At 59.5% G+C, this 12,525-nt stretch carries 14 protein-coding genes; 2 read left to right on the top strand and 12 right to left on the bottom strand.

Annotated elements, in window-relative coordinates:
- Window positions 1-103 precede the first annotated feature (103 nt).
- From AO277_RS06055 to AO277_RS06000, 12 genes are all read right to left on the bottom strand, one after another.
- On the bottom strand, window positions 104-460 hold the full coding sequence (locus AO277_RS06055) for a YkgJ family cysteine cluster protein (protein WP_044294123.1): 357 nt from the start codon (window positions 458-460) through the stop codon (window positions 104-106).
- Window positions 415-924 (bottom strand): DUF2878 domain-containing protein, encoded by a 510-nt coding sequence (locus AO277_RS06050; RefSeq protein ID WP_002552155.1) that lies wholly within the window; start codon window positions 922-924, stop codon window positions 415-417. The genes AO277_RS06055 and AO277_RS06050 overlap by 46 nt, the downstream gene beginning before the upstream one ends.
- Window positions 917-2,185, bottom strand: a complete 1,269-nt coding sequence (locus AO277_RS06045) for an SAM-dependent methyltransferase (protein ID WP_044319716.1) — start codon at window positions 2,183-2,185, stop codon at window positions 917-919. Before AO277_RS06045 ends, AO277_RS06050 begins: the two co-directional genes overlap by 8 nt.
- Window positions 2,172-2,972 carry a DUF1365 domain-containing protein gene (locus AO277_RS06040; protein WP_044319717.1) on the bottom strand — a complete coding sequence of 267 codons (801 nt, stop codon included), beginning with the start codon at window positions 2,970-2,972 and terminating at the stop codon, window positions 2,172-2,174. Before AO277_RS06040 ends, AO277_RS06045 begins: the two co-directional genes overlap by 14 nt.
- Window positions 2,969-4,216: an NAD(P)/FAD-dependent oxidoreductase gene (locus AO277_RS06035; protein WP_044319718.1), complete on the bottom strand. Its 1,248-nt coding sequence runs from the start codon at window positions 4,214-4,216 to the stop codon at window positions 2,969-2,971. The genes AO277_RS06040 and AO277_RS06035 overlap by 4 nt, the downstream gene beginning before the upstream one ends.
- Window positions 4,213-5,001: an SDR family NAD(P)-dependent oxidoreductase gene (locus tag AO277_RS06030; protein ID WP_002552159.1), complete on the bottom strand. Its 789-nt coding sequence runs from the start codon at window positions 4,999-5,001 to the stop codon at window positions 4,213-4,215. The genes AO277_RS06035 and AO277_RS06030 overlap by 4 nt, the downstream gene beginning before the upstream one ends.
- Window positions 4,998-5,420, bottom strand: coding sequence for a nuclear transport factor 2 family protein (locus AO277_RS06025; protein WP_044319719.1), 423 nt, complete (start codon window positions 5,418-5,420; stop codon window positions 4,998-5,000). Before AO277_RS06025 ends, AO277_RS06030 begins: the two co-directional genes overlap by 4 nt.
- Window positions 5,413-6,861 (bottom strand): deoxyribodipyrimidine photo-lyase, encoded by a 1,449-nt coding sequence (gene phrB / locus AO277_RS06020; protein WP_044319720.1) that lies wholly within the window; start codon window positions 6,859-6,861, stop codon window positions 5,413-5,415. Before phrB ends, AO277_RS06025 begins: the two co-directional genes overlap by 8 nt.
- Window positions 6,862-6,870: 9 nt before the next feature.
- A complete protein-coding gene (locus AO277_RS06015) occupies window positions 6,871-7,773 on the bottom strand; it encodes a MerR family transcriptional regulator (RefSeq protein ID WP_005733601.1) in 903 nt (300 codons plus the stop codon).
- Between the two features lie 3 nt (window positions 7,774-7,776).
- Window positions 7,777-8,733: a YbgA family protein gene (locus tag AO277_RS06010; protein WP_004663916.1), complete on the bottom strand. Its 957-nt coding sequence runs from the start codon at window positions 8,731-8,733 to the stop codon at window positions 7,777-7,779.
- Between the two features lie 237 nt (window positions 8,734-8,970).
- A complete protein-coding gene (locus AO277_RS06005) occupies window positions 8,971-9,186 on the bottom strand; it encodes a TIGR02450 family Trp-rich protein (protein ID WP_002552164.1) in 216 nt (71 codons plus the stop codon).
- Window positions 9,183-10,169 (bottom strand): NAD(P)/FAD-dependent oxidoreductase, encoded by a 987-nt coding sequence (locus AO277_RS06000; RefSeq protein ID WP_004660400.1) that lies wholly within the window; start codon window positions 10,167-10,169, stop codon window positions 9,183-9,185. The genes AO277_RS06005 and AO277_RS06000 overlap by 4 nt, the downstream gene beginning before the upstream one ends.
- Before the next feature lie 288 nt (window positions 10,170-10,457).
- Between AO277_RS06000 and AO277_RS05995 the strand changes: the two genes are divergently transcribed.
- Window positions 10,458-11,360: a TIGR01777 family oxidoreductase gene (locus AO277_RS05995; RefSeq protein WP_044319721.1), complete on the top strand. Its 903-nt coding sequence runs from the start codon at window positions 10,458-10,460 to the stop codon at window positions 11,358-11,360.
- A 22-nt stretch (window positions 11,361-11,382) separates the two neighbouring features.
- Entirely contained in the window at window positions 11,383-12,405 is a 1,023-nt protein-coding gene (gene hemH, locus AO277_RS05990) for a ferrochelatase (protein WP_044319722.1), read from the top strand.
- The last annotated feature ends 120 nt before the right edge of the window (window positions 12,406-12,525 follow it).

Genomic DNA, 12,525 nt, shown 5'->3' with positions numbered 1-12,525 from the left:
CAGGATGCAGGCCGCCAAGGCAGCGTAAGTGGATAATTGTCCAACCTTCGGGGGGCATACCAGAGCGTGGGAACGATAATGAACGTCAAGTCAGCAGTATTTATTACAGATAAGCCGTCGCAATCCCTTTGCGTTCGTTCAGGCAGTCTTCTGCTCCGGCTTCGAACTCACGGCAGATCAGCGGGCGTTTCTCGTAGATCGTGCACATCATGGTGTTGCGATCCAGTGCTGCACACCAGCCGTCGTCCAGACGCAGCATGACCTCGCCACCCCACTCGTCGGTATCAATGTAGCGCTCAGGCACGCCCGTGTCGGTGATGAGCATCACTTCCAGTTGGCAACAGCAAGCTGCGCAGGTCGAGCAGGTGACTTCCGTTTCGCTGTGAATGTCTGCGAGCGGAATGAGCGTAGCGTTCAGAGCGTTTCTCCCGATTGTCTGGCTGCGCGTGCTGCCAGCCATTGCAGCAAGGGAAACAGCCCCGCCCAGACCAGCCCCAGTACCAGCATGCCAGGCCACACTCCGAGGGGAAGGTGGACCTGAGCCAGTTGTGAGCCGGCATAGTACGACATCGGGCCGCCAATAGCGCCCAGCACGGCGGCGCGCCATAGCGGCTTTGCGGTCCACGCCAGGCAATGATTGAGCGTCGTGCCCAGCACCGCCCACAATACCGCCAGCCACAGCGGCAGCAGGTAGCCGCCGCTGCCAAAGTCGAAAACACCGAGTGTCATCAAGGCACTGTCGAGCACGATACCGATTAACGTAACCGTCAGGATCAGCCGGCCTTCCGCTGCCCATGAGCTGGTCCACAGAAAATGCACCGCCAGCACGCCGACTGCAATCAGCAGCCAGTAACTGTTACCGCCCAATACGCAGGCGAACCAGCCGATCTGAAAGAGCAGCGCGTTGGCGATTGATTTAAGCATTGAAGCGCCCAAGCAAGGGTTCGCGCAGGGCATCGGGTTTGGCCAGGAGCAACTGCGCCGTACCAATGGTCCGCTCCAGAAAGCCGCCTTCGCAGTAGCACAGATAGAACTCCCAAAGGCGCAGGAAGTGTTCGTCGTAACCCAGTTCGGCCAGTTTGCCGTGCGCGTGTTTGAAGTTGTCGTGCCACAGGCGCAGCGTGCGCGCGTAGTGCAGGCCGAAATCTTCCATGTGCAGCAGGTTCATGTCGGTATCGCTGCCGACAATGTCCAGCATCTTCGCCACCGAGGGCAGAGCACCACCGGGGAAGATGTAGCGCTGGATGAAGTCCACATTGCGTTTGGCCTGAGCATAACGCTGCTCGCGGATGGTGATCGCCTGCAGCAGCATCATGCCGTTGCTTTTGAGCAGGTTCGCGCATTGCTTGAAGTACGTCGGCAGAAAACGATGGCCGACCGCTTCGATCATCTCGATGGACACCAGCTTGTCATATTCACCGGTCAGGTCCCGGTAGTCGGTCAGCAGCAGCGTCACGCGATCCTGCAGGCCCAGTTCGATCAGGCGCTGCTCGGTGTAGGCGAACTGTTCTCTGGACAGGGTCGTGGTGGTCACCCGGCAGCCGTAATGCTGCGCAGCATAAATAGCCATGCTGCCCCAGCCTGTGCCGATTTCCAGCAGGTGATCTTCAGGTTTCAGGGCCAGCTTCTGACAGATGCGTTCCAGTTTATTCAACTGCGCCTGTTCCAGCGTGTCGTCTTCGCTGAGGAACTGTGCGGCGGAATACATCATCGTCGGGTCGAGAAATTGCTCGAACAGCGTGTTGCCCAGGTCGTAGTGGGCCGCGATGTTTTTCTGCGAGCCTTCGCGTGTATTGCGATTTAGCCAGTGCAGGGCATGAATGAACGGACGGGTCAGGCGAGCCACGCCGCCTTCCATTGCATCCAGCACATCCAGATTGCTGACAAATACCCGCACCACTGCCGTCAGGTCCGGGGTAGTCCAGTAGCCGTGAATAAACGCCTCGCCAGCGCCGATGGAGCCGTTGCTGGCAACCATGCCCCATGCTGCCGAATCAAGAATGTGGATTTCAGCCTGAATCAGCGCGTTGTTCTTGCCGAACACATGGCGCTCACCCCGTTCGATAACCACCAACTGGCCGTTGCGCAGTCCTGCTAATTGCCGTAACACACCTCGGCGCAGGATATTGGCCGTCAGACCATTGGTGCCCAGATTGGCAGAAAAACTACTGCTACTGCTTTTCATGGCGTGAGTCCTTGGTTTGCGCGGCGGCAGCACGGTACTCGCCGTCGGCGGCCTGATGAGAAAAAATGGGTATGCGCTTGACCAGCAGACGCATCGCCTGCCAGTAAATCGCCAGACAGGTTTTGGCGGTCATCCACGGGTAAGCGATCAGGTAACGATGCAGCGTCTGGCGGCTGAGGTTCTGGCGGGTCAGGTTGAGCGTGGCGTCGAACATTTTCAGTTCGCCTTGCCAGTCAGCCATGTGCACACCAATCCGCTCGGCGGGCTGGCTGAAGCTCATACGGTATTCAAGGTCGCGCGGCAAAAACGGTGAAACGTGAAAGGCCTTTGCCACCGCGAAATACTGATGTCCTTCACCTGTCGCGGGCAGCACATAGCTGTAGCGTTCGCCCCACGGTGTGTTGGTGACTTCACAGAGAATGCCTGCCAGTGTGCCGTCTGCCTCATGGCAGTAGAAAAAGCTTACCGGATTGAACGACAAGCCCCAGCTGCGTGCCTGGGTCAGCAGGCAGACACGACCTGATGGTACGCGGCCCAGCGCTTTGCCAACCTGCTCGCGGACCGCCTCTATGAGGCTCATGCCTTGCCCGGTCAGCGCTGGCAGGTAGTCACGTTCGCGGAACGAGAAGGGCGCGAAACGCTTGCTGCCAGCCAGTGGCGAAAGCCCCAGCACGCTGTACTGTTCATCCAGATCCAGATAAAGCAGGCCTATCCGATAGGTGAACTCATGGGCACGCGGCGCAAATCGCCGGTGGCTGATCCAGCCACTGTAGAGCGCGCTGTTCACAGCGTTTCACCAAACGCCTGGGCGACACGCAAGCCGCTGACCACGCCGTCTTCGTGAAAGCCGTTGGCCCAGTACGCGCCGCAGTACCAAGTGTGGTCGACGCCATTGATTTCTTCCCAGCGCGCCTGCGCGGCGATTGCATCAAGGCTGTATTGCGGGTGCGCGTAACGGTAGCGGCCGAGGATTTTTGTCGGGTCGATGGCAGCGGTCTGGTTGAGGCTGACGCAAAAGGTTGTGTCGCTGTCGATCCCTTGCAGGATGTTCATGTCATAAGTGACGGCTGCCGATTGCTGTTCGCTGCCGCCGAGCCTGTAGTTCCAGCTGGCCCAGGCCAGTTTGCGCTCGGGCAGCAGTCGTGTATCGGTGTGCAGCACCACGTCGTTTTCGGCATAGCGCAGTGCGCCGAGCACCGACTGCTCGGCACTTGAGGGTTTTGCCAGCAGGGCCAGGGCCTGATCGCTGTGGCAGGCAAACACGACTTTGTCGAAGCGTTCGCTGCGCATGGCGCTGTGCAGCGTCACACCGTCACTGTCGCGCTCGACCCGTGTGACCGGGCATGACAGACGAATCCGCTCGCGGAACGACGCCGTCAACGGTTCGACATAACTTCTGGAGCCACCTTCGATCACGCACCATTGCGGCCGATGGGTGACCGAGAGCAGGCCGTGATTCTTGAAAAAGCGCACGAAGAACTGCAGGGGAAAGCCGAGCATGTCGGCCAGCGACATCGACCAGATGGCTGCGCCCATGGGCACGATGTAATGATCGATGAAGCGCTGCCCGTAGCCGCCGCTCTTCAGGTACTCGCCCAACGTGGTGTCGGCCGAAATACGCTGGTTTTCCAGGTCATCGACCGATTGACGATTGAAACGCAGGATATCGCGCAGCATGCCCCAGAACCTGGGCGACAGCAGGTTGCTGCGTTGGGCGAACAGACTGTTAAGGTTGTTGCCGTTATATTCCACGCCAGTGCGCGGATCATGCACCGAAAAGCTCATTTCGGCGGGCTTGAAGCCAACACCCAGCTGACTCAGCAGGCGAATGAAATTGGGGTAGGTCCAGTCGTTGAAGACAATGAAACCGGTGTCAATGGCGTAAGCCCGGCCTTCGACCTGCACGTCCACCGTATGGGTGTGCCCGCCGACCCAGTCGGAGGACTCAAACACTGTCACCTCATGCGCACGGTTGAGCAGGTAGGCACTGGTCAGGCCAGCGATCCCGCTACCAATGACGGCGATTTTCATTGCGCATCCTTATTCGACGACCCGGTCCGCGCCATACGTTTGCCGAGGGCCAGTCTGGCGCGTGCCGGGAGCATTGCCAGCGCGCGCATGCTGAAAATGAACAGCGCCGGGAACGCGATATCCAGTGGGCGTTTGTTGCGCCCCAGTTTGCTGGCGATATGTTTGGCGGCCTTCTCGACAGGCCAGCGCATCGGCATGGGGAAATCATTTTTCTGCGTCAGGGGCGTGTCGACGAATCCTGGGCTGACCACGGTCACGTCGATGTTCTCGCTGGCCAGGTCCAGACGCAGCGCTTCGAACAGATAACGCAGGCCGGCTTTCGAGGCGCCATAGGCTTCTGCGCGAGGTAGCGCCAGGTAGGTCACCGCACTGGCCACGCCGACCAGATGCGGCTGATGCCCCTTGCGTAGCAGCGGCAGTGCTTGCTCGATGCAATAACTGCTGGCCAGCAGGTTGGTGCGCACCACGCGCTCGACCATTGCCGCTTCGAACTGCCGCACGTCGATGTATTCACAGGTACCCGCGTTGAAGATGGCGGTGTCCAGCGCGCCCCATTGCTGCGCGATCAGGTCGGCCATGGCCTTGACCTGCGCAGGCTCGGTGATGTCGCCTGTCACCAGCAGCACCTGGGTCGGGTAAACAGTCGCCAGGTTCTGCAGCGGTTCAAGCGTACGGGCGGTCAACGCCAGCCGATGTCCGGCGTTGAGCAGTTCTTTGGCCAGCGCCAGACCAATGCCGCTGCTAGCTCCGGTCAACCAGATGCGTCGTGCAACAGGAGTGCTCATCCCAACCTCTTCTTCAGCCAATGGATGACTCGACCCATGATGGGCAGATGTTCGTAGAGCAATGCACCGGCATCGAAGTAATCCCGGTGTCGATAAACCTTGTCGTGCCACTTCAGGTGCGAACAGCCTTCGACACGAATCGTCCGGCCCCCAGCCAGACGCGGGTGCGAATAGCTCATGGTCCAGCCCAGATAGCCCTCGCCGGGGCGCACTTCATCGAAGGCATGAAAGTCGAAGTGCAGATCCTGAACGTTGGCATACAGCTCGTCGAAATAACGTCGCATGGCGGCGAGGCCGTGGATGTCATGCATCGGGTCGCTGAACGACACGTCGTCGCTGTACAGCTCGGCGATCTGATCAAGGTTGTCCTTGTTCAGCGCGGCAAAACCTTCGGCGAAGCGATGCAGGAAATCAGTCATGTTCGATTCCCGCAGCGGGTTGGCGGGCCGGAAGCGCTTTGAACGCTGCCAGGGCGCGGGCGCGGCTTTTGCTCAGATCGACGATAGGTTTCGGGTAGTCGGCAGCATCAAACAGGCCGCCGATGGACGCGGGGTCATGAATCTGCTTTTTATTCAGATCCGCCAGTTCCGGCAGCCAGCGCTTGATGAACAGGCCTTCGGGGTCGAAGCGTTCCGACTGCGACAAAGGGTTGAAAATACGGAAGTAGGGCGCCGAGTCTGTGCCGGTGGACGAGCTCCACTGCCAGCCGCCGTTGTTGGCAGCCAGGTCGCCGTCGATCAGGTGGCGCATGAAAAAGCGCTCGCCCTCGCGCCAGTCGATCAACAGGTTTTTGGTGAGGAACATCGCAACGACCATCCTTAGCCGATTGTGCATCCATCCGGTTTCCAGCAACTGGCGCATCGCTGCGTCAATAATCGGCAGACCTGTACGCGCCTCTTGCCACGCCAGCAGTTCTTCGGGGGCATCGCGCCACTTCAACGCCTCGGTTTCCGGGCGGAAGGCACGATGCCGTGATACACGAGGGTAGCCGACCAGCGTGTGTTTATAAAACTCTCGCCATAATAGCTCGTTGATCCAGGTCACAGTGCCAACGTCGCCGGTCTCGAATTCCCCCTGGTTGCTGCCCAGCGCCGCATGCAGGCACTGGCGCGGCGAAATCACCCCTGCCGCCAGATACGCTGACAGCTGACTGGTGCCGGGTTTGGCGGGAAAGTCGCGTTCGGTCTTGTAGTAACTGATTTGCGCGTCGGCGAAGGTCGCCATGCGCCGCCTGGCTTCGGCCTCGCCTGCTGGCCACAGGTCACGTAATGCTTTCGAGGGCGTGGCAAAGCCCTCGACCTGATCAGGGATCGAGTCGCTCTTGATCGACGGTGATTGCTGCGCTTTGGGTGTGCGCACCGGCTGCGGCATGGCCTGGTGCATCCGGTTGTAGCAGACTTTCTTGAACTGAGCGAACACCTGGAAATAATTGCCGGTCTTGGTCAGTATGCTGCCCGGCTTGAACAACAGCTGATCAAGGTAACTGGTGACCTGCACACCGGCTTTTTCCAGCGCCTTTTGCACCGCCTGATCACGGCGTGTTTCGTTGATGCCGTATTCCTGATTGAGGTGCAGGCCTTCGACCTTGAACTGCGTGCACAGTGTCGACAGTACTTCAGGTGCCTGATCCCAGGTATCGGCTTCGCGAATCAACAGCGGTACGTTCAGCGCGCCCAGCGCCTTTTCCAGCTCGACCAGATTGCGCAGCCAGAAATCCACCTTGCAGTCAGCGTCGTCGTGGCTGCGCCACTGTGCCGGGCTGAGCAGGTAAACCGCCAGCGTCGGACCGCGCTCCATGGCAGCGGTCAAGGCAGTATTATCGTGAACGCGCAGGTCGCTACGCAGCCAGATCAGTTGCATGAGAAGTCCTTAGATAAGTCCGAGCTTGCCCAGCTCTATCTGCGCGCCGAGTGCGTCGTGGGCAAGGGTCAGTCCAGCTATCTCGCTAGCCTGTACGAGCAGCTCGGCGTTATGGATCTGCACCGTTGGTCCGCTCAGCACCACGGGGCAGGTGATATTGGCCAGCAAGCGGGGTAGTTGGGCCACATTCAGGGCTTTGCTGGAGTACAGCAATATGCCACGTGGCTTAAGGTATTCCGCGGCCAGCGCCAGCTCACCGACCGGCAATGGCCAGTCGAACACCTCGACCGGGCAGTCGGCACTGCTCACCAGCCAGGCCGCGAGCCACAGGTGTGGTTCCAGCGGCAGATCGGACTGATTGACTAGCAGCAACGGGCTGCCATTGAGCTGGCGATTGTTGTGATAGATCCGCGCGCCAAACTTGCTGCGTAGCCAAGAGTAGAAAAAAGTGCGCTCCAGCTGTGCGCCGAACTTGCCTTGCCAGCGCTGCTCCAGTTCGGCAAGCAGCGGCAACAGCAGCTGTTCGCACAATGTGCGTGGCGGGTACAGCGACATCGCCTGATTGAACACGTCATCAACCCGGCGTTCAGCCAACTCGCCGATCGCCACCAGCAGGGTCTGACGCAAGGCGTCCCAGTCGTTGGTCGGCGGCAGGGCGTCCTGACGGTTGTCATCGATCAGGCCTTTGACCTGGCTCACGGAGACGCCACGGTTGAGCCAAGTCAGAATCTTCATGACGCGCTGCACATGCTCGTCCGAATACAGCCGATGGCCTTTGGCGGTGCGGTGCGGAACGATCAGTCCGTAACGGCGTTCCCAGGCGCGCAAGGTAACGGCGTTGACGCCTGTCTGCCGTGCGACCTCGCGGATAGGCAGCCAGTCGCCCGGCACCTCTGTGTCTGTTTCATTCATGAGTCAAATCGCATTGCGCAGGCTGAGGTTTTCCGGGTGGGGCTGCATGTACACCTGCAGCGCTACATACGGATCCGGATGTTGGCGAAAGTGATGCTTGAGCAGGGTCAGCGGTACGATCAGGGGGACGATGCCCTGGTGATACTGGCTGATCACTTCCTGAATTTCCTGCTTGTCCTCGGCACTGATGGTTTGTTTCAAGTAGCCGCACAGGTGTTGCAGGACGTTGGTATGAGTGCGACGCGTTGCGCACTTCTTCAGCGCCGCCATCAGCTCGCTGAAATACAGCGGTGCGATTTCGTTCGGGTCGGTGCGGCCCATGCTGCCAAGCATTTTGCCCAGTGCCTTGTATTGCACCGGGTCATTGGCCATCAGCTGGTATTTGTAGCGCGAGTGAAATTCGGTCAGTGCACGCCGGGTGACGCCGTCTTTCAACAATTGTTGCCAGGCGGCATAGGCAAACACGCGGGTCACGAAATTTTCCCGCAGCACAGCGTCATTCAGACGCCCGTCTTCCTCGACCGGAAGGTTGGGGTGGCGCTCGCAAAAGGCCTGCGCGTAGATACCACGACCGCCACCGTCTACCGGGGCGCCGTTTTCGCGGTAGACCTTGACTCGCTCCAGGCCGCAGGACGGGGATTTCTGCATGAAAATGTAACCACAGATATCACCCAGCTCCTCGGCCATCTGTATGCCGTAATTGGCGAGCGCCTCGGTAACGTCCAGCTCACGATTGACGGTGCCCAGTGCCTTGGGGTTTTCCGCGTCGCCCACCAGCCTGATCGGCTCGCGCGGGATGCCCATGCCGATAGCGACCTCGGGGCACGCCTGGACGAAATCAAAATACTTGCTCAGTGCCCGCGTGCACAGATGGGACTCCTTGTGGCCGCCATTGAAACGAACCTCGGCACCCATCAGGCAGGCACTGATGCCGAGCTTGGGTTTTTCGATTGCGGACATTGGCATCGGTCACCTCTACAGAAGACTTGTACAGATAGTTCGCGCTGTACAACTTGTCTTCATCATAGGGGGATAGGTGTACAAGTCAAATTCTTTGTAGAGGGTTTTGAAGACTGCTCTGAACTGGCAAGTGCCAAAGCTGCGTTCGCACGCATCCNTCCTGTGACGCAGAGCGTCACGAACTGCATGCCGACGCGGAGCATCGGCACGACAATCATCTGAATCCGGGCAAACCCGCTACTTCCAGCCCATCCGCCATGTATCGGCCTGCTGCAGCACCTGCCACGGCAGTCGTTCGCTGCGCTGGGTCAGCACGGCCTGCAGTTCGATTTCCAGCACAGTGCCTTCTTCATCCTTGAACAGCTCAGTCACCAGAAAATGTTTTTCCCGGTTGAGCGGGGTGGCTGCGGTCCATTTCGACAGCAGCAGTTTGCGAGGGTTGATCTGATTCATTGCAGGTGTTCCAGCAGTCGGCGTGCCGCTTCCTGGCCACTCAGCCAGGCGCCTTCGACGCGCCCCGACAGGCACCAGTCGCCACAGACATAAATGCCCAGGTCGGCATCCGACAGCGCGCCCCATTCATGAGAGCCGGCAGGTCGTGCATACAGCCAGCGGTGCGCCAGGCTGAATACCGGCGCGGGCATGGCGCAGTCGATCAATTCCGCAAATGCGCCGTGCAAGTGTTCGATAACCTGTTCTCTGGAGGCGTCGAGGTTCTGCCGGCTCCATTGGCTGGTGGCGTGCAGGACCCAGCTATCGAGCGTGTCGTCGCGCCCCGGTTTGCTGCGGTTGCGCGCCAGCCAGTCAAGCGGGCTGTCCTGCACGAAGCAACCCTGCATGGGCGTTTGCAAGGGTGTTTCGAAGGCCAGGGCCACTGCCCAGGTCGGGTCCATCTTGACGCCTGCCACGACACTTGCCAGCTTCGGTGCGGCAGCCAGCAGAGCAGTGGCCTGCGGGGCCGGGGTGGCGATGATCACATGGCTGAAAGGGCCGTGGTTTTCGCCTTCGGCATCCAGCAGGTTCCAGTGCTGCTCTCCGCGAAACACATCGGTGATGCGGCACGAGAATGACACTGGCAAGTCGCCGCGCATGGCCCGGGTGATGGCGCTCATGCCTGGCTCGCCCACCCAGCGCACCTGCTCATCCGGCGATGGGCTGAGCCTGCCGCCGTGAAAGTTGTAGAGCAAGGGGGTCCACTCGGCGACGTGCCCTTGAGCCTGCCATTGCTTCACGGCGGTGGCGAAACGCCGGTCACGAGCGGTGAAATATTGTGCGCCCATGTCCAGCGAACCTGCGTCGCTGCGCTTGCTGGACATTCGACCGCCGCTGCCGCGGCTTTTGTCGAAAAGGTGCACCTGATGCCCGGCTGATGTAAGCGCCTGGGCTGCTGAGAGTCCGGCGATACCGGTACCGATGATTGCGATAGGGACAGTCATAGGGGCCTCGTTACCTTGTCTGTACAGACTACGCCGTAGTTAAAACCTGTACAATCTTCTTCTTTGGTATAACTTGCAGTGGTTTTGGAATTTGCCTGTTGAGTCACATTGCTGCTTTGAGGGTCGAACGGGGCAGCCATAAAGGCAAGGGCCTCATGGCTGCGCTCCATTAAGCTGTGGCCTATGGTTCAACTGACAGTTTCGTTTTCCGGACAAGCGTCACGGAGATCGTCACTGGTAAAAATAAGACTACTCAATTGTCACGTACGCCACGCGAGGTTATCTGCCATGCACATATTGCTGACCGGTGGTACTGGTTTGATAGGACGAGCGCTCTGCCGTTTCTGGTCTGCTCAGGGCCATGAACTGACGGTATGGAGCCGAAAACCCGCCGATGTCGCCGAGCTATGCGGCGCCTCGGTGCGTGGCATTGCCAGCCTTGATGAGCTGGGTGCGCAGCCGGTGGATGCAATCGTCAATCTGGCGGGCGCGCCTATTGCGGATCGCCCCTGGACCCGCAAGCGTCGCCTGCTGCTGTGGGACAGCCGCATCGGGCTGACCGAACAACTGCTGACCTGGCTGGGCACCCGCTCGCAAAAACCTGCGCTGATGATTTCCGGTTCTGCGGTCGGCTGGTGCGGCGACAGCGGCGAGCGTGAAATCGATGAAACTTCACTGCCTGCCAAAGAAGATTTTGCCAGTCAGCTGTGCAACGCCTGGGAGGAAACCGCGCAACGTGCCGAGTCGCTGGGTGTGCGCGTGGTGCTGATCCGTACCGGGCTGGTGCTGTCGGACCGCGCCGGCTTCCTGCAACGCCTGTTACCGCCCTTCAAATTCGGCATGGGCGGACCTATTGGCAATGGCAGGCAGTGGATGCCCTGGGTTCATATTGACGATCAAATTGCGGCGATTGATTTTCTGTTGAATCTGAATGAAGCAAAGGGTCCTTATAATGTTTGTGCGCCATCACCGGTGCGCAATCGTCAGTTTGCCAAGGCACTGGCAGGTATTCTGCATAGACCGGCATTCATGCCTATGCCTGCGCTGGCCCTGAAAGTATTGCTGGGCGAACTTTCGGTGCTGCTGCTCGGTGGTCAGCGTGCCCGGCCAGAGCGTTTGCAGAAAGCCGGTTTCACATTCAAGTACACCGAACTCGACACTGCCCTGCAAGATTTGCTGGGTCGCCACTGAACGCTTTGAAATAGGATGTTGCATGACCGATCACGCTTTGTTGCTGGTCAATCTGGGTTCGCCTGCTTCTACTCAAGTGGCAGATGTGCGCAGCTACCTGAACCAGTTCCTGATGGATCCTTATGTGATCGACCTGCCGTGGCCCGTTCGCAGGCTGCTGGTCTCGCTGATTCTGATCAAACGACCAGAGCAGTCCGCGCATGCCTATGCGTCCATCTGGTGGGATGAAGGTTCGCCGCTGGTGGTGCTGAGCAAGCGCCTGCAGCAGGCGATGAAAAAAGAGTGGTCGCACGGGCCGGTCGAGCTGGCGATGCGCTATGGCGAGCCGTCTATCGAAACGGTGCTGACGCGCCTGTCAGAGCAGGGCTTCAAGAAAGTCACTCTGGCGCCGCTCTATCCACAGTTTGCCGACAGCACAGTGACCACTGTGATCGAAGAGGCCAAGCGCGTGGTGCGCGCCAAATCGTTGAAGATGCAGTTCTCGGTTTTGCAGCAGTTCTACGATCAGCCTGAATACCTGAGTGCGCTGGTGGAGAGCGTGAGGCCGCATCTGGAACAACCTTACGACCACTTGTTGTTGAGTTTCCATGGTTTGCCCGAGCGGCATCTGCACAAGCTCGACCCGACCGGCAAGCACTGCCTCAAGGACGATTGCTGCATGACCGCGCCGGCCGAAGTACTTGCCACCTGCTACCGCGCCCAGTGCATACAATCGGCGGCGGCATTCGCCAAGCGCATAGGCATTCCTGACGGCAAATGGTCTGTGTCGTTTCAGTCACGTCTGGGGCGTGCCAAGTGGATCGAACCCTACACCGAGGCGCGTCTCGACGAACTGGCTGCGCAGGGCGTGAAAAGGCTGCTGGTCATGTGCCCGGCATTTGTGGCTGACTGCATCGAGACCCTGGAAGAGATCGGCGACCGTGGTGCCGAGCAGTTCAAGGAAGCGGGGGGAGAGGAACTGGTGCTGGTGCCGTGCCTGAACGACGACCCCAACTGGGCGAAAGAGCTGAACAGACTATGCGAGCGCGCACCGCTGATGCTGTGATGCGCCGCACGCAATAGTCGCAGAACTATCGTTCCTCACGCTCTGGTATGACCCCCGAAGGTTGGACGCAACCTTTGGAGGCGTCATGGGTAAATATACAGTGCAGGCAAAACTCGCAGC

It is taken from the genome of Pseudomonas amygdali (genome assembly GCF_002699855.1).
GTDB classification, from domain to species: Bacteria; Pseudomonadota; Gammaproteobacteria; order Pseudomonadales; family Pseudomonadaceae; genus Aquipseudomonas; species Aquipseudomonas amygdali.
The sequence above is the reverse complement of the archived record's forward strand: the minus strand, read 5'-3'. Positions and strand labels throughout refer to the sequence as shown.

What these genes read in the sequence shown, in the direction of transcription:
- AO277_RS06055 (WP_044294123.1), bottom strand. Translation starts at nt 460, where the DNA reads ATGGCTGGCAGCACGCGCAGCCAGACAATCGGGAGAAACGCTCTGAAC.
- AO277_RS06050 (WP_002552155.1), bottom strand. Translation starts at nt 924, where the DNA reads ATGCTTAAATCAATCGCCAACGCGCTGCTCTTTCAGATCGGCTGGTTC.
- AO277_RS06045 (WP_044319716.1), bottom strand. Translation starts at nt 2,185, where the DNA reads ATGAAAAGCAGTAGCAGTAGTTTTTCTGCCAATCTGGGCACCAATGGT.
- AO277_RS06035 (WP_044319718.1), bottom strand. Translation starts at nt 4,216, where the DNA reads ATGAAAATCGCCGTCATTGGTAGCGGGATCGCTGGCCTGACCAGTGCC.
- AO277_RS06030 (WP_002552159.1), bottom strand. Translation starts at nt 5,001, where the DNA reads ATGAGCACTCCTGTTGCACGACGCATCTGGTTGACCGGAGCTAGCAGC.
- AO277_RS06025 (WP_044319719.1), bottom strand. Translation starts at nt 5,420, where the DNA reads ATGACTGATTTCCTGCATCGCTTCGCCGAAGGTTTTGCCGCGCTGAAC.
- phrB (WP_044319720.1), bottom strand. Translation starts at nt 6,861, where the DNA reads ATGCAACTGATCTGGCTGCGTAGCGACCTGCGCGTTCACGATAATACT.
- AO277_RS06015 (WP_005733601.1), bottom strand. Translation starts at nt 7,773, where the DNA reads ATGAATGAAACAGACACAGAGGTGCCGGGCGACTGGCTGCCTATCCGC.
- AO277_RS06010 (WP_004663916.1), bottom strand. Translation starts at nt 8,733, where the DNA reads ATGTCCGCAATCGAAAAACCCAAGCTCGGCATCAGTGCCTGCCTGATG.
- AO277_RS06005 (WP_002552164.1), bottom strand. Translation starts at nt 9,186, where the DNA reads ATGAATCAGATCAACCCTCGCAAACTGCTGCTGTCGAAATGGACCGCA.
- AO277_RS06000 (WP_004660400.1), bottom strand. Translation starts at nt 10,169, where the DNA reads ATGACTGTCCCTATCGCAATCATCGGTACCGGTATCGCCGGACTCTCA.
- AO277_RS05995 (WP_044319721.1), top strand. Translation starts at nt 10,458, where the DNA reads ATGCACATATTGCTGACCGGTGGTACTGGTTTGATAGGACGAGCGCTC.
- hemH (WP_044319722.1), top strand. Translation starts at nt 11,383, where the DNA reads ATGACCGATCACGCTTTGTTGCTGGTCAATCTGGGTTCGCCTGCTTCT.